An 18,959-nucleotide genomic window follows, 5' to 3' on the forward strand; every position below is an offset into this window, starting at 1 on the left:
TCAGCCCTTGGTGTCGCGGCTGAGCCGGCGGCGGACGTCGCGGGACTTCAGGTACGCCGCGACGTCGTCGTACCGCTCGCTCTGGTTGGCGAACTCGATGTACGAGCGGACGCGGTGCAGCCAGTCGAGTGTCGACGGCTTGACCGTTGGCAGCGCCTCGGTCAGGTGCCGCATCGCGAGCGGCGGCTCGCCACCGCCGGCGAGCGCCTCGTCGATCACCCGGTCGACACCGCGCTCGATCAGCGCGCGCAGGTCCGCGCCGCTGAACATCGGCGTCTGACCGGCGAGCGCCTTCAGATCCAGTCCGTCGGCCGGCACCTCCTTCACCAGCACGGACAGGATGTCGGCCCGCGCGGGCTCGTCCGGCGGCGGCACGAAGATCACCCGGTCGAACCGGCCGGGTCGCAACATCGCCTCGTCCACGTCCCAGGGCGCGTTGGTCGCGGCGAGGACGAGCAGACCCTCGTTCTCGGAGCCGATCGCGTCGAGCTCCTGGAGCAGTACGTCGACCAGCCGGCGGGCCTCGGATCCGCCGTGCTTGTGCCGGGCGAAGGCCAGTGCGTCGAGCTCGTCGAGGAACAGGACGCACGGCGCGTTCGCCCGCGCGCGCTCGAAGGCTTCGTGCAGGTTGCGCTCGGAGACGCCGAGGTACGGGTCCATCACGTCCTCGATCCGGACGTTGACGAACGGGAGACCGCACTCCCCCGCGGTCGCCCGCGCCAGCAACGTCTTCCCGCAGCCAGGCGGGCCGTAGAGCATCACGCCGCCGCCCGACTTCCGCCCGTACTTCTCGTACAGCTCCGGGCGGCTCAGCGGCAGGATGACCATCCGGTGGATCACCCGCTTGATCTCCTCCATGCCCCCGACCTGGTCGAAGGTGGTGGTCTCCTTCGGCGTCTCCACGTCGTACGGCGTCTCTGCCTCGGGGCCGACCTTGATCCGCACCCCGCTGCGCTCCGCGATCATCCCGTCGACCAACTGCTGCAGCCGACCGGTTCCCTCGACCACGCCCTGCAGACGGGCCGCCTCGAGCAGGCTCCGCAGCAGCGCAAGCCGCCCGTTCGCCGCCGCCAACTCGCCGACCGGAACGAACTGGTCGTCCGGAAGCCCTTGCTGATCGAGGAGTACGACGTACTGGTCGAGCGCCTCGTCGGTGTCACCGGCAGTCACCAGCGACTCAGCCAGGACGAGCCGCAGCAGGACGTCGTCCGGGTTGGCCTCGACCGCCTTACGCAACGCGACGATCCGGTCGTTGGTCATTCAGGCTCCCCAGTTTCTGTTGAGCCAGCGGCGGACAAGGGGTGGGACCACCCAGGAGTACACGCAGAAGCCCAGCCAGATCATCGCGAACACGAACGACAGCGGACCCAGGCCGGCGATCCGGAGACCGTAGATGATCGCAACCGCGCCGATCCAGACGACCAGCGGGTTGAGCCGCGCGAACGGCCGCAGCGGCAGCATCAACGGATGGTTGATCAGCCTGGCCTCACGAGCAGCCGCACGCAGGTCCGCGTCGCCCGGTTGGGACGCGGCGGCGGAGGCGAGCGACGTGTACCCGGATCGCGAGTCGCCGGTGAGCATTGACGCCGTACCGTGCAGGGCCCGTGCGTTCGGGTCCTCGGGGTCGTGGGACAGGGCCTCGGTGCTGTGGCGGTGCATGTCGCGGTCGTTGCCGAGGGCGAACGCGACCTGCGCGCGAGCGGCGGAGACGGCGGCGCTCTCGGGGGCGTGCGAGGCGGCACGCTCGACCAGAGCGCTCGCCTTCTCGGCCTGGCCGGCGGCGAGGCAGACGCGGGCGTAGCCGATCAGGAGGTCGGGGTCATTCGGGTCCAGGCTGAGGCCCTGGAGGAAGGCGGCCTCGGCTTCGGGGAGTTGGCCCTCAGAGCGCAACGAGGAGCCCAGGACCTGGAGGAGCGGCGGGAAGGGGCCGTGCTGGGCCAGGCCGTCGCGGAGTACGTCGATGGCCTCGGCGTTCCGGTCAAGGGTGTGCAGAGCGGCGCCGCGGAACAGGTACGCGCGGTAGTCGAGGGCCGCGTCACCCGTCAGGCCCTGGAGCTCGTCCAGGGTGCGCTCAGGGTGGCCGATCTGGAGCCAGTGGCCGGCCATCTGGAGGCGGGCCTCGGTAGGTTCGTTCACAAGACCCTCACAGTGACGAGCAGGATCAGGGCTTCGGCGATCGCGCCGCCGATCGTGGCCGCGATGCCCGGCCCCCAGAGCGAGCCGTAGTCGGTGCCGCGGAGCTGGAAGGCGCGGTCCATCGGGCGCTGGAGCCGGAGCTGGGCGAGGCAGGTGACGATGGCCACGACCCGGATGGCGACACCGAAACCGGACGCGAGGTCGTCGTCGCCGTTCAGCAGGGTGGAAACGGCGATCACGGCCACGAGGCCGCCGGCGCCGATGAGCAGGATGAGGCGGCGTTTGGCCGCATCCACGCCGAGGCGGCGGGCGTTGAGCGAGGCGATGATCGTCGAGCCGATCACGCCGCCGAAGAAGGCGACGTACGCCTGCGACATCAGCCGCCACGGGCGCACCGACATGTCCACACCGGCGCCGATCGTCGGGCGCAACAGTTCGTCCGGCATGGGGCTCCTCGGCGGGCAGGGTTCGGCTCGCGCAGTGTATAGCCTGGGCTGAACCCCCCTCCCCCGTTCCTCCGGCACTAGCCTGGGGCGATTCCTCCCTCCCCCCGTTTCTTCCCGGCCGGCGCCGGCGCGGCGGGGCACTAGCCTGGGGCGATGAGCGAGAACTGTCTCTTCTGCGGGATCGTGGCCGGCACCATTCCGTCGACGCGGGTGGCCGAGACCGACCGGGCGATCGCCTTCATGGACATCAATCCCGCGACGGCCGGGCACCTGCTGGTGATCCCGCGAGCGCACTCGACCGACCTGCGGACGGCGGACGCCGAGGATCTGACCGCGGCGACCCTGCTCGCGCAGTCGCTGGTCGGCCGGGTGATCGAGCGCCTGGACGCAGACGGCGCCAACCTCCTCAGCTGCATCGGCGCGGCCGCGTGGCAGTCCGTCTTCCACACCCACCTGCACGTCATCCCCCGCTACCAGGACGACCCGCTCCAACTCCCCTGGCACCCGGCCCCGGGCGACTTCGACCAGATCAACGCCACCGCCGCGAAGCTGGTGTAACACTTCCCCACCCCCACGACACTGCAGGGCTGTCCGCACTTAACCAGCCCTGGAGTTGTCATGCCGAACACAGCAGCCACAACCCGGTCAGACGAGGTCCTCGCGCTCCGCGCGGGGGTGGCTGTGCGGCTGAGGCCCCTCTGGGTTGCCGCCTTCCTGCAAGGGGTGGGCTTCTGGGTGCCGGTCGAGAAGCTGTTCGTGACCGGCATCGGATTCGATGCGGCATCCATCGGGCTGATGGCCGCCGCGTATGCGGCGATGACGCCACTTGCCGAGGTCGTGTCCGGAGTGCTGGCAGACCGGTGGTCGCGGCGCGGGGTACTGATGGTCGCGGGCGTCGCGTTGGCGGTGAGCGTCTTCATCGGTGCGCTGAGCCACAACGTTGCGACGTACATCGTGGCGGCGCTCATCCTCGGGATCTACTTCGCCATGTACTCCGGCACCGTCGAGGCGATCGTGTACGACGTGGTGCTCGAGGAGACCGGTGACAGCGCGGAGTACGAGCGCCGGATCGGCCGGGTCCGCTTCGTCGAGAGCGTCGCCCTCGTGGGCAGCGCCCTCGCAGGCGGCTGGATCGCCGCAGCCCTCTCCCCTCGAGCGACCTACTTCCTCACCCTCCCGTTCGCACTCCTCTACCTGGTCGCCCTGACCCGGCTGCGTGAACCCAAGCTGCACCAGACCGCCGAGCGCACCTCGCTCCGGGACCATCTCCGAGTCACCTACCGCGCGATCACCGACCGCGGCCGGCTGATCCCGATCGCGGCCGCCACGGTGATGGCCGCGATGATCCTGCAGGCGATGTTCGAGTTCGGGCCGCTGTGGTTGATCACGCTCAAGACCGAGGCCGGGTACTACGGCCCGTTCTGGGCGCTCCTGGTCGGCACGCTCGGCATCGGCGGCCTGCTCGCGAACCGGATCCACCTCGAGCGGCCGCTCCCGCTCACGGTCGTCGTACTGACCATGCTCGCGGCGTGCGTGACGATGACCACGAGCCGCAGCCTGGCCGCGCTGACGGCCGCGATGACCGCGTTGACCTTCCTGCTGGTGGTGATCGGCATCCACCTCAGTCGCCTGCTGCACGACGCCGTACCGTCGACGATCCGGACCGGCGTGGCATCCGGGATCAGTGCGGTGTCGTGGATGCTGTTCACGCCGTTCGCGCTCGTATTCGGTGCCGTGAGCAAGCATGCCGGTGTGTACGTGTCCGGCTGGATGATCACCGCTGCGGTCGCCCTCGGCGGGGCCGCACTCGTCTGGGTTCAGCGGCATGCTGACGCCCTACGCTGAGCCGATGACGGACGACGCCCTCCTGGAGCGGTTGCGCGCCGGGGACGAGGCCGCGTTCGGGGTGCTCCTGGACGGGTGGTCCGGCGGGATGCTGCGGCTGGCCCGGTCGTTCGTGTCGACCGAGGAATCGGCCGCGGACGTCGTCCAGGAGACGTGGCTCGCGGTGATCGAGGGCATCGACCGGTTCGAAGGCCGGTCGTCGCTGAAGACCTGGGTCTACCGGATCCTCACCAACACGGCCAAGCGCCGCGGCGTCCGCGAGCACAAGGTCGTCCCGATGAGCAGCGTCGACGACAGCGGCCCGACCGTGGACCCGAGCCGCTTCCGGCCGGCGGGCGATCCCTTCCCCGGTCACTGGTGGGACTTCCCGCCGGCCTGGCCGTCCCCCGAGCAAGGCCTGCTCACCGCGGAGGTCCGCACCCACCTCACCGACGCCCTGGCCGAACTCCCCGAGCGCCAGCGCCTGGTCGTCGTACTGCGGGACATCGAGGGCTGGCCGTACGACGAAGTCTGTGAGCTGCTCGGGATCACGCCGGCCAACCAGCGGGTGTTGTTGCACCGGGCGCGCGCGTTCCTGCGCGGCAAACTGGAGGAGTATTACCGACGGGAAGGTGATGACTCATGAGCGACCTCGAGTGCCGTGAGTTCGTCGAGCAGGTCACGGCGTTCCTCGAGGGCGCCCTGAGCACCGATGCCGAGCAGGACTTCGTCGACCATCTCGCCCTGTGCGACGGCTGCGAGCGTTACCTCGACCAGATCCGCCAGACGTCGCAGGCACTCACCGACCTGCCCGCCGCCGCTCTGCCGGGTGACGCCCGCAGCACACTCCTCAACGCGTTCCGCGATCGCCGGTGATCGACGCGAAGAACTCGCGCAGGTCCTGCAGCAACAGATCCGGCGCGTCCTGCGTCATCGGCTGGTCCCGGCGCTGGTACCTCGTTGCGTTCGACCTGGAGAAGGCTGATTCGGTCCAGAGCATGGCGGTCCACCTGAGCCTGCTCGACGCGGACTTCGTCGTACGGAACGGCCCGCCTGAGCTGACGGACTACCTGCAGCGACTGGCCGAGCGCTACCGCCGGGCGACCAGCTCGTAGACGGCCAGCAACTCCGGGAGCAACACCGACCAGTCATAACGCGGTACGGCGCTCAGTCCCGCGGCGCGGAGCTTGTCACGCTCGTCCGGCGAGCTGAGCAGCCGCAGTGCGCGAGTGGTGAGCTCTTCCACGTCGCCTGGCTCGAACAGCTCCCCTAGCCGTCCGTCGTCGAGCACCTGGCGGAAGGCAGCCAGATCACTCGCCAGCACGGGCGCCCCGGCGGCCATGGCTTCGAGCAGGACGATGCCGAAGCTCTCACCGCCCAAATGCGGCGCGACGTACAGATCCGAGCCGGCCAGCATGTCCGCGCGGGCCTCGTCGTCGACAGCGCCCAGGAACAGGACGTTGTCGCGACAGTGCGCCGGCAGCAGGCGGCGGGCCTCGTCGGCCTGACCGGCACCGGCGACCAGGATCTTCAGTCCGCGACGTTCTGCGACCAGCGCCGGCACAGCCTTCAACAGAACGCCGAGGCCCTTGCGATGCTCGTCCAGCCGGCCGAGGAAGCTGATCGTGCCGTCGGCGCCCAGCCACTCCCGCCGCGGACTCCCCTTGAAGTGGGCGGTGTAGAGCCCGTTCGGGATCACCACGGCCTCGCCGCCGATGTGCTGGACCATCATCGAGCGGGCGTTCTCCGAGACCGCGATCCGGGCGTCGATCTTCTCCAGCGCCGGCCGGAGCAGACCGGCCGCCGCACTCATCGCGCGCGACCGGACCTGCCAGGTGTGGAACGTCGCGACGAACGGCCCCTCGGCCGACCAGAGCGCGATGATCGACGCACTCGGCGTGGTCGGTTCGTGCACGTGGACGACATCGAAGTCGCCGTCGGCCAGCCAGCTCTTCACTCGGGCGGCCGTGCGCGGCCCGAAGGTGACCCGCGCGACCGACCCGTTGTACGGGACCCCGACCGCCCGGCCGGACGAGACGACGTACGGCGGAGCCGCGTCGGAGTCGTCGACCGGAGCCAGGACCGACACCTCGTGGCCCAGCGCCAGCAGCGCCTCGGCGAGGTCGCGCACGTGGTTCTGCACCCCGCCGGGCGTGCCCAGCGAGTACGGGCACACCACACCGATCCTCACGGAACGATTCTTACTGATCCAGGAAAATCCTCTGCAGCATGTGCCAGTCCTGCGGATGTGCCGCAATCCCCTGGGCGAACGCATCCGCGCAGCGCTGCGTCATCGCGGCCATGCCGCCGTCGGGGTCGATGGCGTCGTGGAAGGTGATGACCAGGTCAGGCCCGTCGTAGTGCAGGGTCACCGGGATGACCGGTGCACCCGTGCGCAGGCTCAGCGCGGCCGGACCGGCCGGCATCCGGGACGGACGGTCGAAGAATGTCACCGGGACACCCCGCTCGGACAGATCCCGGTCTGCCACGAGACAGACGAATCCGCCCGCCCGCAGGCGTTCCGCGAGTACGCCGATGACGTCCTCATCACCGCCGGTCAGCGGGAGGACCTCCATGCCGAGCTTCTTGCGATAGGCGATGAAGCGGTCGAACAGCGACTCGGGCTGCAAGCGCTCGGCCACGGTCGACACCGGCATCCCGGTCAGGCCCGCCCAGGCGCCCGCGTGGTCGTAGTTGGCGAGGTGCGGCAGCGGGCAGATCACACCGCGGCCGGCGGCGTACGCGTCGCGCACCAGCTTCTCGTTGACCGTCCGGACCCGCCCGACGATCTCCTCGTCGCTCCATTCCGGCAGCCGGAACGCCTCCTGCCAGTAGCGCAGGTACGACCGCATCCCCGCCCGCGTCAGCGCGTCGAGCTCCGCCTCGGTCGCGTCCGGACGGACCACGGCCAGATTGCCGCGCAACCGCCGTACGCCGCGCCCGTTCCGGCGTACGACGCGGTCCGCGGCCTGGTGGAACAGCCAGGTGACGGTCCGCTCGGGCAGGCGTCGTACCAGCGCCCAGGCGAGTGCGAACGCCAGATCGACCGCCCGCTGACGGAGGCCGCCCATCCTCAGCTCTGCGCGTCGGGTTCGGCCGGCGGCGGCGTGTCCAGGCCGGCGTTGGCCGGGTCGGCGAGGACCTGTTTGCGGACCCCGAGGATCCGCTGGATCACGGTGATCGTGCTCGCGACCGCGACCGCCCAGAGCACGATCTTCAGCAGGATCGGGAGGTTCAGGACGTCGGAGAAGAAGGCCAGGATCAGGGTGAACACGAGCCGGTCCGCGCGCTCGGCCAGACCGCCGCTCGCCTTCAGTCCGAGGCTCTCGGCCTTGGCTCGCGCGTACGACGTGACCGCGCCCATCACCAGCGCCCAAAGCGTCACTGCAGCCATCAGGGTCGAGTCGCCGGCGCCTGAGTTGGCGTAGTACAGCACCAGGCCGCCGTAGATCGCGGCGTCGGCGATCCGGTCCAGCGTGGAGTCGAGGAACGAGCCCCACTTCGACGACGTCCCCGACGTCCGGGCCATGTACCCGTCGATCATGTCGGAGAACACGAAACAGGTGATGACAACGACGCCCAGCCAGAGCTGGCCGCGCGGGAAGAAGATCAGCGCGCCGGCGCACACCCCGATGGTGCCCACCAGCGTGACCGCGTCGGCGCTCACGCCGAGCTTGAGCAGGAGGTTGGCGATCGGCGTGATCACCTTGGTCCAGAACTGCCGGAATCTGTTAAGCATGGCGACGCGATCGTAGTCCAGCCGGATCACCATCAGGTGACAAGCCACCCGATTCCGCCTGCGAAAGACCTCCATTCGCGCGATCCTGGTCACAGTGGCCCGCGCTGTGAGCGAGCCGCTGGAAGGCTCGGAGGTGTCTGGATGCGACTCAGGACCAGCCGTGGCGCCGTCGCCGGTGTGCTTGCCGTGCTGGTGGCGACCGCAGGATGCTCGGTCGCGCGGCGCGCTAACGACTCCCAGCCACGCATCACAGCCGCACCGACCGTCGTGCCCACCGTCGTCGCGCCCCCGCAGGCCGAGGGTCTGGACGGTTCGGCAGGCGCTCCCGGAGCGCAGGTGTGTACGGCGATCACCCACGCGCTGACCGCGAAGCTCCACGTCCCCGTCACCGCGAAACCGAACTCCTGGAACGACGGCGGCCTCCCCTCGATGGACCTGTGCACCCTGCTCGTCCAGGATCGGGTCGTGACGATCGGCGTCAGCGCGCTGCCGAGCCGGCCCGACTCCCTGGGCCGGCTGATGACCGGCACCGGCACCGTCGCGCCGCTGCCCGAGCTCGGTCCGGATGCCCGCATCGCCGAGTCGCGCCTCGTCTTCCCCGCCGGCGACCGAGCCGTACGGATCACACCGGCCGGCGGGATCGATCTCGGTACCGCGGACGGCGTCGACCGGGCCAAAGCCGTCGCGATCGCTCTCGCGACGCGGGACGCCGTACCGAAGACGCTTCGACCGGCGCGGCAGGTGGACGAGGCCTGTCAGGTCGCGAACTCCGCGGCCGAGCGGTTCGTCGGGTTGCAGGTGCAGCTGCGGCGGGACTACCGGGTGAAAGGCGCGCTGACTTGCATCTGGGGGTCGTTGGACGCGACGGCTTCGATCGTCGAGGCGTTCGACCAGCCGAGCATCCCCGAGGCGGAGACGGTGCCGCCGCCTCGGCTCGCCCCGATCGGGCAGCCCGGCTACTACCTGCCTGAGGCGGGCGAGCTCGTCTTCCGCCAGGGCCGCCGGGTCGTTCGGGTCACCGGCCTGACCAACCCGCCGCAGGTGGCCTCCCTGGCCACGCTGACGGGGATCGTCGACCCCTTGCTGCCGCTCTTTCTACGCTGAGCTTCAGGGCTCGGTCGGCCAGGACTTGGCGAGCAGGGCCCGAGTGTCGGGCAGCAACTGCGGCAGGACCTTGGTGTGCGCGATCGCCGGCATGAAGTTGGTGTCACCTGCCCAGCGCGGTACGACGTGCTGGTGCAGGTGGGCCGCGATCCCGGCGCCGGCGATCTGCCCTTGATTCATACCGATGTTGAAGCCGTGCGCACCCGACACCGTGCGGACCGCCTGCATCGCTTCCCGCGTCAGCGTGGCGACGTCGGTCACCTCTTCGGCGGTCAGCTCGGTGTAGTCGGCCACGTGCCGATAAGGCACGACCATGAGATGACCGGGGTTGTACGGGTACAGGTTCAGCACCGCGTACGCCGCCTCACCCCGGTGCACGATCAGCGCCTCGGCGTCCGGCAACCCCGGCAGCCGGCAGAACGGGCACCCCGACCCGGCCTCCGAGCTGGTCGGCTTGTTCTCCCCCTCGATGTAGGCCATCCGATGCGGCGTCCACAACCGCAGGAACTCGTCCGGCACCCCGACCCCGTCCTGCGCCACCAGCTCGTCGGGGACGTACGGCGACTCCGGCAGGTCGGAGGGGTCAGGGGTTTCCGTCATACCTGGGCGCGCTTCTGGACAGCCTCGATGATCTCCGCGACCGCGTCGGCGATCGGTACGCCGTTCTTCTGCGTGCCGTCGCGATACCGGAAGGACACCGACCCGGCGGCCATGTCGTCGTCACCGGCGATCAGCATGAACGGCACCTTGGACTTCTGCGCGTTCCGGATCTTCTTCTGCATCCGGTCGTCGGACGAGTCGACCTCGACCCGGATCCCGAGCGCCTTCAGCTGCGCGGCGACGTCGTACAGATAGTCCACGTGGCCGTCGGTGATCGGGATGCCGATCACCTGGACCGGAGCCAGCCAGGGCGGGAAGGCGCCGGCGTAGTGCTCGGTCAGCACCGCCACGAACCGCTCGATCGACCCGAACAGCGCGCGGTGGATCATCACCGGTCGCTGCCGGGAGCCGTCCGGCGCGGTGTACTCCAGCTCGAACCGCTCCGGCAGGTTGAAGTCCAACTGGATCGTCGACATCTGCCAGGTCCGGCCGATCGCGTCCTTGGTCTGGACCGAGATCTTCGGGCCGTAGAACGCGGCGCCGCCCGGGTCCGGGACCAGCTCGAGACCGGAGCCCTCGGCAACTTCCCGCAGGGTCTCGGTGGCCTCGTCCCAGACCTCGTCGGAGCCGACGAACTTGTCCGGGTTCTTGGTCGAGAGCTCGAGGTAGAAGTCGTCCAGGCCGTAGTCGGCGAGCAGGCCGAGCACGAACGTGAGCAGGTCGCGCAGCTCGTCGCGCATCTGCTCGCGGGTGCAGTAGATGTGTGCGTCGTCCTGGGTGAAGCCGCGGGCCCGGGTCATGCCGTGCACGACGCCGGACTTCTCCAGCCGGTAGACGGTGCCGAACTCGAACAGCCGCAGCGGCAGCTCCCGGTACGACCGGCCGCGGGCGGCGAAGATCAGGTTGTGCATCGGGCAGTTCATCGGCTTCAGGTAGTAGTCCTGGCCCTGCTTGCGGATCTGCCCGTCCGCGCCGCGCTCCTCGTCCAGGTGCATCGGCGGGTACATGCCGTCGGCGTACCAGTCCAGGTGACCCGAGGTCTCGAACAGCTGGGCCTTGGTGATGTGCGGCGAGTAGACGAACTCGTACCCGTCCTCGACGTGGCGCTGGCGGGAGTAGTCCTCCATGACCTTCCGCAGCACGCCGCCCTTCGGGTGGAACACCGCGAGGCCGGAGCCGATCTCGTCCGGGAAACTGAACAGGTCGAGCTCACTGCCGAGCTTGCGGTGGTCGCGCTTGGCCGCCTCCTCCAGCCGGGTCAGGTACGCCTTCAGCTCGTCGCGGGACTCCCACGCCGTCCCGTAGATCCGCTGGAGCTGCGGGTTCCGCTCGCTCCCGCGCCAGTACGCCGCGGCCGTCCGCATCAGCTTGAAGTTGCCCAGGTAGCCCGTCGCGGGGACGTGCGGACCACGGCACAGGTCCTTCCAGGCGACCGAGTCGTCGCGCCGGACGTTGTCGTAGATGGTCAGCTCGCCGCCACCCACCTCGACAGTCGCGCCCTCGGCGGCGTCGGCCGCGGAGCCCTTGATGCCGATCAGCTCGAGCTTGTAGGGCTCGCTCGCCAGCTCGGTCCGCGCGTCGTCGTCGGAGACTACGCGGCGGCTGAACCGCTGCCGCTCCTTGATGATCTGCTGCATCTTCTTCTCGAGCTTGCCCAGGTCCTCGGGCGTGAACGGCGTGGGCACGTCGAAGTCGTAGTAGAACCCGTTCTCCACCGGCGGGCCGATGCCGAGCTTCGCCTCCGGGAACAGGTCCTGCACGGCCTGCGCGAGCACGTGCGCGGTCGAGTGCCGGATGATCGCCCGGCCGTCCTCGGACGACGCCTTGACCGGCTCGATCTGGTCGCCGTCGCCGACCACCCGGGACAGGTCCCGCAGCTCACCGTTGACGCGGGCGGCGATGGCGGAGCGGTCCTGACCGAAGATCCCGGCGAACAGCTCCCCGATCGTCGTCGTCTCGGTCACACTCCGCTCAGCCTCGCCCTCGACGCCGATCAGATGGACCTTGACTTCCGACACGTTCACTCCTCGGGTACGGCGACCAGCCGGTTTGCCGGTCAGCACAGATGGTATCCACTCCGGCGCCGCGCCCCGACGGCGTATCCACAGGCCTGCGGCACCTGACGAAAGTCGGGGGTCGGCCCAGCCGTTGGTCCGATGTGCCGGGGGTGCCCGGATTCTTAGGTTCTAGAGCGTGATCACCCTCGAAGGACTCACCAAGAGGTACGGCGCCACCCGTGCGGTGGACGCACTCGACCTGACCGTCTGCCCCGGTCGCGTCACCGGCTTCCACGGCCCGAACGGCGCCGGCAAATCGACCACCATGCGGATGATCCTCGGCCTCGACACCCCGACCGAAGGCACCGCGCTCGTCGACGGCCGCCCGTACGCGGCGTGGCCGGCACCACTGACCAAGGTTGGCGCTCTGCTCGACGCCAAGGCCCTGCACCCGCGGCGGAGCGCACGCAACCACCTGATCGCGATGGCCCGGAGCAACGGCATCCCGATCAGCCGGGTCGACGAGGTGCCGGGCGATCTGGCTCACGAGCTCGGCGTACGGCTGCACGAGCTGCACACCGAGCGGGCCTCGCTGGAGGAGGCCTACATGGAGCTCACCGCGGACAGCGTCCAGTACGGCGTGGCGGTGGCCTCGTGAGTGACCAGCTCCTGCACTTCGCCGACGAGCTGATGTCCTCGTGGTGGATCTACCTCGCGCTGTGGGGTTTCGCCGCGCTGGACGGCTTCTTCCCGGCCATCCCGAGCGAGACGCTGGTCGTCACCGCGGGCGTGTTCGCGGCTGCCACCGGTGAACCCAATCTGTACGCCGTGATCGTGGTCGCGGCGATCGGCGCGTTCGTCGGGGACCATGTGTCCTATGCGCTCGGCCGCGGCGCCGGTGGCCGGCTGCTCGATCGGACGAAGCCTGGCACCAAACGGCACGCGGCTGTGCTCTGGGCCCCGGCGAGCGCTGGCAGAGCGAGGCGGACTGGTCCTCGTGGTCGCCCGGTACGTCCCTGGCGGTCGCACGGCCGTCACGCTGACCATGGGGTCGGTGCGCTATCCCCTGCGGAAGTTCTCGGCGTACGCCGGACTGGCCGCCGTCAGCTGGGGTCTGTACTGCACTTTGGTGGGCTACATCGGCGGTAAGGCCTTCGAGGACAACCCACTGAAGGGCGTGATCCTCGGGATCGGCCTCGCCCTCACGGTGACGGTGATCGTCGAGGTCGTCCGGCACCGCCTGCGCAAACGGAAGCCTCAAGCTCAGGTAAAGCCTCAACTCGTGGAAGCAGGAGAACGATGAACGCGGACCGTAACGTCGGAGTACGCGACCGGCAGCATCCGCTCGACTCTCCAGTGGACTCCGGTACGGCGGAACGTCGTACTGGCGAAGGCGGTCGTGCTGGCACCCGTCCTGTTCGTCTACGGATTGCTGCTGGCAGGCATCGCGGCCTCTCTGCGCGCGCTGGTCTGGATCGGGGCACTCCTGCCTGGCGGTGCCGGCCAGAACTACCTGACCGGCACTACCGACCCGATCTCCCCCACTCTGAGCGCCATAGTGCTCGTCGCGTGGGCTGTCGGGGGTCTAGCGCTTGGCACCCGCGTGCTCAGCCGCCGCGACGCTTGACACCACCTCGTCGCACGCCGCGGCCAGCGAACGCGCCGCCGACGGACGCTGGTCCGCGAACCGCGGGATGAGATCGGCGAGAGCGAGCTCGGCACTGATGAAGCGGAGGTTGTCGTCGGGGACTCCGTAGTTGGTGAAGTAGGCCCGCAGATAGGGAAACTCGTAGTCCCAGCCCTCTCGGCGAGCTCCCGGACCGTACGCACCGCCACGGCTGCTGATCACGACCACTTCCGTGTCGCTGAGGACCCCGTCGCGGAAGGCACCGGGAAAGGTGATCCGGTCGATCCAAGCCTTGAGTGCGGCCGGAAGCGAGTAGTTGTACATCGGCGCACCGATCAGGATCGTCCGGCTCGACACCACCTCGTCGATCAGCGGCGTGGTCAGCGCCCAGGCGTTGGCCTCGGCGGTGCTCTCGATCAGTGAGCCGACCAGCGTCAGCCGTACGACGCCCTGCCGCTCGGACCGCCGGCCGAGCTGACAGTACGCCGTGTCGATCGGCGCCACAGGGTCCACGGCGAGGTCGCGGTAGCGGTACCCGGCCGAGCCTTGGACAGCCTGCCACGGTCCGCGAACAGGCGGGTCAGCCGCCGCGTCACTGACTCGTCGGAGCGATTGGCACTGGAATCCAGATGGAGCAACATGGTCACCTTCGTCGGGTCGTGGTCGTCAGACTGGGTGACGGACGGCAGCGGGAAAGGTGACCTGTGATCGGCGACGAACTGACCGAGGCCTTCGAAGCAGAGCGCGGCAAGCTCGAGGCGGTCGCCTACCGGCTGCTCGGCTCGCGGAGTGAGGCCGAGGACGCGGTGCAGGAGGCCTGGATCCGGCTCGATCGAGTCGACGACGTCCAGAACCTCGGCGCCTGGCTCCGGACCGTGGTGACCCGGATCTGCCTCGATGTGCTGCGCGCACGCAAGGTTCGCCCGGAGGATCCCACCGGACCCGAGTTGCTCGAGCAGGCGCCCGCGAGCCGGAGCACGCCGGAAGACGAGGCGCTGGTGGCCGACTCGGTCAGCCGGGCGCTGCTCGTCGTACTGGACAAGTTGGAGCCGGCCGAGCGGATCGCGTTCGTGCTGCACGACATGTTCGGCGTACCGTTCGGTCAGATCGCGCCGATCGTCGATCGGACCCCGGTCGCGACCAAGAAGCTCGCCAGCCGGGCTCGTCAGCGTGTCCAGGGCACTCCCGTTGTACCGGCGGCCGAGCTCGCCCGGCAGCGGCGCGTCGTGTCAGCCTTCCTCCAGGCCGCCCGGGCCGGTGATCTCGCGGCCATCCTGGATGTGCTGGACCCCGAAGTCGTACGCCGGGTCGACGCGGCCGCCCTGGCACCTGGGATGGCCGCGGAGCTGCGGGGTTCGCGTGCCGTCGCCGAGGGCACGGTCGTCCTCGCGAGCCGCTCTCAGCTGGCCGAGGTGGCCCTCGTCGATGGCCAGGTCGGCCTGGTCCTGGCCCCGCACGGGCAGCTGTTCCTGGCCATCGTCTTCACCAGCGAGGCGGACCGGGTCACGTCGTACGACGTCATCGCCGATCCGGACCGCCTCGACCGGTTGAGCCTCGCCGTCCTCAGCGCGGAACGTTGAGGGCGATGGTGATCTGCTCCGACACCTTGGCCGCGAGCTCCAGGCCGGCGCGCCGGGTGGCCGGCTGCAGGGCCGAGTGGTCGAGCGGACCCTCGGCGGCGATGTGCATGTCGGTGGGGATGTCGATCACGGCCGCCGCGCGGGACTCGAAGTACGGGCGGAGCTGCTTCTCGACCTCCTTGTTCACGTCGCCGGGACCGTTGGAGACCGCGATCACCGCGCGGCGGATCAGCCGCTGCGCCTCCGGGCCCTGGCTGTCGAGCTCCTCGAGCATCTGCACCGCGGCCGCGCAGGACAGGCTCTTCCACTTGATCGGGATGACGAGGGCGTCGGCCGCCTTCATCGCCTCACGCCAGTTGCTGGAGCCCTCGTTGTTCCCGGTGTCGATCACGAGCACCTTGTAGAAGCGGCTCAGCAGCCGGTGGATCTGGTCGAAGTCCTTGGCCTCGATCTGTGCGTACGTCGTGGTCGCGGACGTGAGTACGTCGTACTGACCGGCGACCTGGTGCCGCAGGTACGCCGCGACGTCGCCGAGCCGGGCGTCCGGCTGGGTCAGCATCTGCATCGCCTGGAGCATGTCCGTGACGGTGGACCGTGCGTTCGTGTCGTGCGTGCGCAGGTGCATGTTGCCGCGCAGCTCGTTGTTGTCCCACGCCACGACACCGCCGCCACGGGCCTGACCGAGCGCACCGGCGAGCAGCAGCGTGGTCGGCGTCTTGCCCGAACCACCCTTGGGGTTCGCGACGACGATCGTCACCGGACGGCGGAACGCGGTCGCCGCGGTCGCCCGCGCGATCCGCTCCGACCGCTCGGAGCTGCCCGGACGCAGCTTCAGCACACTCCGCACGCCGCGCTCGGCCGGAGCCTCCCGCGGCAGCGGCAGAGCCTGCATCAGCTCGTCGGTGCGGTAGGACACCTCGCGCTGCTGCGGTGCCTGCTGACCGGGGATGCCCTGCGGGAAGAAGTGCTGAGCGGCCGGAGACAACTGCTGACCGCCCTGCGCCGGGCCACCGGCGGCGGGAGTGCCAGGAGCGCTGTAGCCGGAGCCTGAGCCGTGGAATGACGCGCCACCGAAGACTGGGCTGCTCGGACCTGCGGTGGGCGTCGTACCGGGGTCAGCCTCAACAGCTGCCCCGCTGGTCTCCTGGTCGTCCGCCGTACTGTCGCCGGCTTCCTCGAGCTCATCGGGCTCGGCTGCAGGCTGGGTCCACGAGGCGGCGGACTCGGCGACGGGCTGCGTCCAGGACGGGGTTGACTGCTGGGGCTCGGGCTGAGCCCACGGCGCAGGTTGGTCGGCGGGCCGGGACCACGAGTCGACTGGGTAGTCCGCCGACAAGGCATCCGGCTTCTCCTCGGTGGCGGGCTCGGGCTCGCCTTCCCGGTTCGGGTCCGGCTGGGTCCAGGAGGGGGTCGGTTGCCACATTCTCCGGACCTCGGCCGCCGCCGCTTCCCGGTCCTTGTGCTGTCCGGAGTTGTGCGAGTCGGTCACGACCTGGATCCCCGATTCTGTCAGAGGGGGCGGTGCCCCTGGAGGCTGCTGGTTCGATTCCGGAGGTGAGGTCTCCGGGAGAGGTCCACTATCCCATGACACGGTGTCCACACAATGTCACGACCCGGAGCGTCGCTCGGCCGTTGACGACTCAAGATGTCACCAATCCCGCCTCGTAGGCGACGATGGCCGCCTGGACCCGGTTCTTCACCGCGAGCCGCAGCAGGACGGCGCTGACATAGGCCTTCACGGTCCCTTCGACCAGGTAGAGCCGCGCGGCGATCTCGGCGTTCGACAGCCCGGCGCCGACCAGGCCGAGCACCTCCAACTCGCGGGGACTCAGGACGGCGACCTGCTCCTTGGCGGCGGCGGCCCGGGCCATCGCACCGCCGCCGGATCCGGCACTCAGCTCGGCGATCACCCGCTGGGCGACGCGCGGCGACAGATACGCGGCGCCTTCCGCCACCGCCTTCAGGCCGGCGATCAGCTCGCGCGGGTCCCCCGACTTCAACAGGAAACCGCTCGCGCCGTCGCCGAGCGCGCGGGCGATGTACGCGTCTTCGGAGAAGGTCGTGAGCATCACCACCGCGGTCTCGGGCACGGTCCGCCGGATCTCGGCACCGGCCGCCAGTCCGTCCATCCGCGGCATCCGGATGTCGAGTACGGCGACGTCCGGCCGATGCCGCCGTACTGCCTCGACCGCTGCCACGCCGTCGGCTGCCTCGGCAACGACCTCGATCGCGTCATCGGTGCCGAGGATCGCGCGGACGCCGGCCCGCACCATCGCCTCGTCGTCGGCCAGCAGCACCCGGATCATCCGGTCGCCTCCGGGGTCGGTGCCACGGAACCGCTCTGCACCAGGTGCTTGGCGACGAGCGCGCCGTCGGCGAAGCAGAGGCGATAGACATACGTGATGGAGAACGGGGCGTCCGGGCGGTAGTAGCGGCAACTCCAGCCGGCCGGTGGGTGGTAGCCCTCCCCTGGCGGGTCGATCATCTCCATCGCGGGCAGCACCCTCTCCACGTCGTCCTCGCGCTGGCCGATCGTCAGTGCGTCGTACTGCGCGGGCCGCAGGATCGAGCTGTAGCCCGCGACGAGGTAGTAGCCGAGGGCAACCACTCCGACGACGGCGCCGAGGATCAGCGGCGCGGCCACCATGGTGATCAGTCCGCGGCGGGCGGACCGTCGTACCGTGGCTCGTTCTTCCGCCGTGTTGGTCGGCTTCTCAGCTTCGGGACGGCCACCGGCGCGCGGCATCCTCGCGACCACCTCGAATCCACCACCGGGCCGGGGTCCTGCGGTCAGCGTCCCGCCGACCAGCCGCACGCGCTCCCGCAACCCGTCCAGGCCGCGACCGCTTGACGGCAATGCCTGCTGTGGCCGCGTTGCGCCGGTGTCGACGATGCTTATCTGCACATCGTCCTCGTGGGAGGTCACGGACACAGTTGCCGCAGCACCTGGCGCGTGCTTGTTCGCATTCGTCAAGGATTCCTGGACGACGCGGTGGACTGCCCGGTCCACCATCGGTGAGAGCTCACCGGTGCCCTCTTCAACCAGTCGCACGTTGAGGCCCGACGCGCCGGCTCGGTCGACCAGTGCGGCCACAGTTTCGTCATGCGGCATGACGGGCGCGTCCGCGTCCCGCAGTACGCCGACGATCTCGCCGAGGCGCTCGGTCGCGGTGGCCGCTGCCTCACGCAGCGACGTCGCGGCCCGCCGATGCTGCTCCGGCAGAGTGGGATCGAGCTCCAGCGCAGCGGCCCGCAGCGCGATCAGGCTCAGCTCGTGACCGACCGAATCGTGCATGTCCTCGGCGATCCGGGACCGTTCGCGCAAGCGCTCCTGGTCGATCGCCATCCGCTGCTCGCGTTCGATCCGCTCGGCCCGCTCCCAGCCGGCCGAGGCCAGCAGCGCCTGCTGGGCGCGGTACCGGCCGACCAGCCATGGCAGCACGACCAGCAACAAGGCCAGCAGGAGCATCACAAGCCAGGACAGGATCGACTCCGTGGCCCGGACCTGCCGCCTCATCACCAACGTCAGCGCGAGGCCCCCGAGCAGCGACCAGCTGCACACCATGACGAAGTGCTTCAGCTGCGTCTCGCGCCGGCCGGCCAGATAGCTCAGCAGGCTGATCGCCGGGACCAGTGCGATCTGCACGCCGTGCGTCGTACCGAGCGCGAAGATCAGAATGAGGATCTGCGCCCAGGCGACCACGGCCAGCGCGGCCAGCGGCCACCTGCGCCGGCCGAACGCGGCCAGGAGCAGTACGCCGACGCACGCCGCACGCACCCAATACGGATCACCGCGTGTGCCGCTCTCGGCGAGCACGAGGAAGCTCAGCCCGGCCCACAGGCCGACGTCTCCCAGGCGCCGCCATGTCATGCGGTAGACGCTACACAGTCGCTTGCATGTCGCCG

22 protein-coding genes and 1 pseudogene are annotated in these 18,959 nt (G+C 69.7%); 11 read left to right on the top strand and 12 right to left on the bottom strand.

Annotated features, from left to right (window positions below; genetic code table 11):
• The 3 genes from ACXC9Q_RS06030 to ACXC9Q_RS06040 are packed head-to-tail and all read right to left on the bottom strand — an operon-like array spanning position 1 to position 2,582.
• On the bottom strand, positions 1-1,260 hold the full coding sequence (locus ACXC9Q_RS06030) for a tetratricopeptide repeat protein (protein ID WP_457055469.1): 1,260 nt from the start codon (positions 1,258-1,260) through the stop codon (positions 1-3).
• Entirely contained in the window at positions 1,261-2,136 is an 876-nt protein-coding gene (locus ACXC9Q_RS06035; RefSeq protein WP_457055470.1) for a tetratricopeptide repeat protein, read from the bottom strand. It lies immediately after the preceding gene.
• Entirely contained in the window at positions 2,133-2,582 is a 450-nt protein-coding gene (locus ACXC9Q_RS06040) for a hypothetical protein (protein ID WP_457055471.1), read from the bottom strand. Before ACXC9Q_RS06040 ends, ACXC9Q_RS06035 begins: the two co-directional genes overlap by 4 nt.
• A 153-nt stretch (positions 2,583-2,735) precedes the next feature.
• Here ACXC9Q_RS06040 and ACXC9Q_RS06045 point away from each other — a divergent pair, with 153 nt between their 5' ends.
• Genes ACXC9Q_RS06045 through ACXC9Q_RS06065 form a run of 5 tightly spaced genes read left to right on the top strand, consistent with a single transcriptional unit; the run spans position 2,736 to position 5,521 of the window.
• The gene (locus ACXC9Q_RS06045) at positions 2,736-3,140 is read left to right on the top strand and encodes an HIT family protein (RefSeq protein WP_457055472.1); all 405 of its coding nucleotides are present in this window, start codon (positions 2,736-2,738) and stop codon (positions 3,138-3,140) included.
• A 60-nt stretch (positions 3,141-3,200) separates the two neighbouring features.
• Entirely contained in the window at positions 3,201-4,427 is a 1,227-nt protein-coding gene (locus ACXC9Q_RS06050) for an MFS transporter (RefSeq protein WP_457055473.1), read from the top strand.
• 4 nt (positions 4,428-4,431) lie between these two features.
• Positions 4,432-5,052, top strand: coding sequence for an RNA polymerase sigma factor (locus ACXC9Q_RS06055; protein ID WP_457055474.1), 621 nt, complete (start codon positions 4,432-4,434; stop codon positions 5,050-5,052).
• Positions 5,049-5,282, top strand: a complete 234-nt coding sequence (locus ACXC9Q_RS06060) for an anti-sigma factor family protein (protein WP_457055475.1) — start codon at positions 5,049-5,051, stop codon at positions 5,280-5,282. The genes ACXC9Q_RS06055 and ACXC9Q_RS06060 overlap by 4 nt, the downstream gene beginning before the upstream one ends.
• Positions 5,279-5,521: a hypothetical protein gene (locus ACXC9Q_RS06065; RefSeq protein WP_457055476.1), complete on the top strand. Its 243-nt coding sequence runs from the start codon at positions 5,279-5,281 to the stop codon at positions 5,519-5,521. The genes ACXC9Q_RS06060 and ACXC9Q_RS06065 overlap by 4 nt, the downstream gene beginning before the upstream one ends.
• Here ACXC9Q_RS06065 and ACXC9Q_RS06070 read toward each other — a convergent pair.
• Genes ACXC9Q_RS06070 through pgsA form a run of 3 tightly spaced genes read right to left on the bottom strand, consistent with a single transcriptional unit; the run spans position 5,497 to position 8,145 of the window.
• A complete protein-coding gene (locus ACXC9Q_RS06070) occupies positions 5,497-6,597 on the bottom strand; it encodes a glycosyltransferase family 4 protein (protein WP_457055477.1) in 1,101 nt (366 codons plus the stop codon). The two genes, ACXC9Q_RS06065 and ACXC9Q_RS06070, sit on opposite strands and share 25 nt — an antisense overlap.
• Before the next feature lie 10 nt (positions 6,598-6,607).
• Positions 6,608-7,477 (bottom strand): phosphatidylinositol mannoside acyltransferase, encoded by an 870-nt coding sequence (locus ACXC9Q_RS06075; protein WP_457055478.1) that lies wholly within the window; start codon positions 7,475-7,477, stop codon positions 6,608-6,610.
• Between the two features lie 2 nt (positions 7,478-7,479).
• On the bottom strand, positions 7,480-8,145 hold the full coding sequence (gene pgsA, locus ACXC9Q_RS06080; RefSeq protein WP_457055479.1) for a phosphatidylinositol phosphate synthase: 666 nt from the start codon (positions 8,143-8,145) through the stop codon (positions 7,480-7,482).
• A 141-nt stretch (positions 8,146-8,286) separates the two neighbouring features.
• On the opposite strand from pgsA, the gene ACXC9Q_RS06085 reads away from it, so the two are divergent.
• Positions 8,287-9,249 (top strand): hypothetical protein, encoded by a 963-nt coding sequence (locus ACXC9Q_RS06085; protein WP_457055480.1) that lies wholly within the window; start codon positions 8,287-8,289, stop codon positions 9,247-9,249.
• Positions 9,250-9,252: 3 nt separating this feature from the next.
• Here ACXC9Q_RS06085 and ACXC9Q_RS06090 read toward each other — a convergent pair whose 3' ends face one another.
• Both ACXC9Q_RS06090 and thrS read right to left on the bottom strand, forming a co-directional pair.
• Complete coding sequence (locus ACXC9Q_RS06090) at positions 9,253-9,849, bottom strand: HIT family protein (protein WP_457055481.1); 597 nt, start codon at positions 9,847-9,849, stop codon at positions 9,253-9,255.
• Entirely contained in the window at positions 9,846-11,867 is a 2,022-nt protein-coding gene (thrS, locus tag ACXC9Q_RS06095) for a threonine--tRNA ligase (protein ID WP_457055482.1), read from the bottom strand. The genes ACXC9Q_RS06090 and thrS overlap by 4 nt, the downstream gene beginning before the upstream one ends.
• Before the next feature lie 175 nt (positions 11,868-12,042).
• Between thrS and ACXC9Q_RS06100 the strand changes: the two genes are divergently transcribed.
• The 4 genes from ACXC9Q_RS06100 to ACXC9Q_RS06115 all read left to right on the top strand — a co-directional run bounded on the left by ACXC9Q_RS06100 (position 12,043) and on the right by ACXC9Q_RS06115 (position 13,473).
• Positions 12,043-12,504, top strand: coding sequence for an ATP-binding cassette domain-containing protein (locus tag ACXC9Q_RS06100; RefSeq protein ID WP_457055483.1), 462 nt, complete (start codon positions 12,043-12,045; stop codon positions 12,502-12,504).
• The gene (locus ACXC9Q_RS06105; RefSeq protein ID WP_457055484.1) at positions 12,501-12,995 is read left to right on the top strand and encodes a DedA family protein; all 495 of its coding nucleotides are present in this window, start codon (positions 12,501-12,503) and stop codon (positions 12,993-12,995) included. Before ACXC9Q_RS06100 ends, ACXC9Q_RS06105 begins: the two co-directional genes overlap by 4 nt.
• Positions 12,976-13,149, top strand: a complete 174-nt coding sequence (locus ACXC9Q_RS06110) for a hypothetical protein (protein WP_457055485.1) — start codon at positions 12,976-12,978, stop codon at positions 13,147-13,149. Before ACXC9Q_RS06105 ends, ACXC9Q_RS06110 begins: the two co-directional genes overlap by 20 nt.
• A gap of 96 nt (positions 13,150-13,245) precedes the next feature.
• Entirely contained in the window at positions 13,246-13,473 is a 228-nt protein-coding gene (locus ACXC9Q_RS06115; RefSeq protein ID WP_457055486.1) for a hypothetical protein, read from the top strand.
• Here the strand turns inward: ACXC9Q_RS06115 and ACXC9Q_RS06120 are convergent.
• Positions 13,432-13,995, bottom strand: a pseudogene (locus ACXC9Q_RS06120) (NAD(P)H-dependent oxidoreductase); the annotation flags it as partial. The gene ACXC9Q_RS06115 and the pseudogene ACXC9Q_RS06120 sit on opposite strands and share 42 nt — an antisense overlap.
• Before the next feature lie 182 nt (positions 13,996-14,177).
• On the opposite strand from ACXC9Q_RS06120, the gene ACXC9Q_RS06125 reads away from it, so the two are divergent.
• On the top strand, positions 14,178-15,053 hold the full coding sequence (locus ACXC9Q_RS06125) for a sigma-70 family RNA polymerase sigma factor (RefSeq protein ID WP_457055487.1): 876 nt from the start codon (positions 14,178-14,180) through the stop codon (positions 15,051-15,053).
• On the opposite strand, the gene ACXC9Q_RS06130 is transcribed toward ACXC9Q_RS06125, so the two are convergent.
• The 3 genes from ACXC9Q_RS06130 to ACXC9Q_RS06140 form a co-directional block, all read right to left on the bottom strand.
• The gene (locus tag ACXC9Q_RS06130) at positions 15,037-16,542 is read right to left on the bottom strand and encodes an AAA family ATPase (RefSeq protein ID WP_457055488.1); all 1,506 of its coding nucleotides are present in this window, start codon (positions 16,540-16,542) and stop codon (positions 15,037-15,039) included. The genes ACXC9Q_RS06125 and ACXC9Q_RS06130 overlap by 17 nt on opposite strands.
• Before the next feature lie 151 nt (positions 16,543-16,693).
• Positions 16,694-17,359 carry a response regulator gene (locus ACXC9Q_RS06135; RefSeq protein ID WP_457055489.1) on the bottom strand — a complete coding sequence of 222 codons (666 nt, stop codon included), beginning with the start codon at positions 17,357-17,359 and terminating at the stop codon, positions 16,694-16,696.
• Complete coding sequence (locus ACXC9Q_RS06140; protein WP_457055490.1) at positions 17,356-18,924, bottom strand: sensor histidine kinase; 1,569 nt, start codon at positions 18,922-18,924, stop codon at positions 17,356-17,358. Before ACXC9Q_RS06140 ends, ACXC9Q_RS06135 begins: the two co-directional genes overlap by 4 nt.
• Positions 18,925-18,959: the final 35 nt, after the last annotated feature.

The sequence above is a fragment of the Kribbella sp. CWNU-51 genome (genome assembly GCF_054073265.1).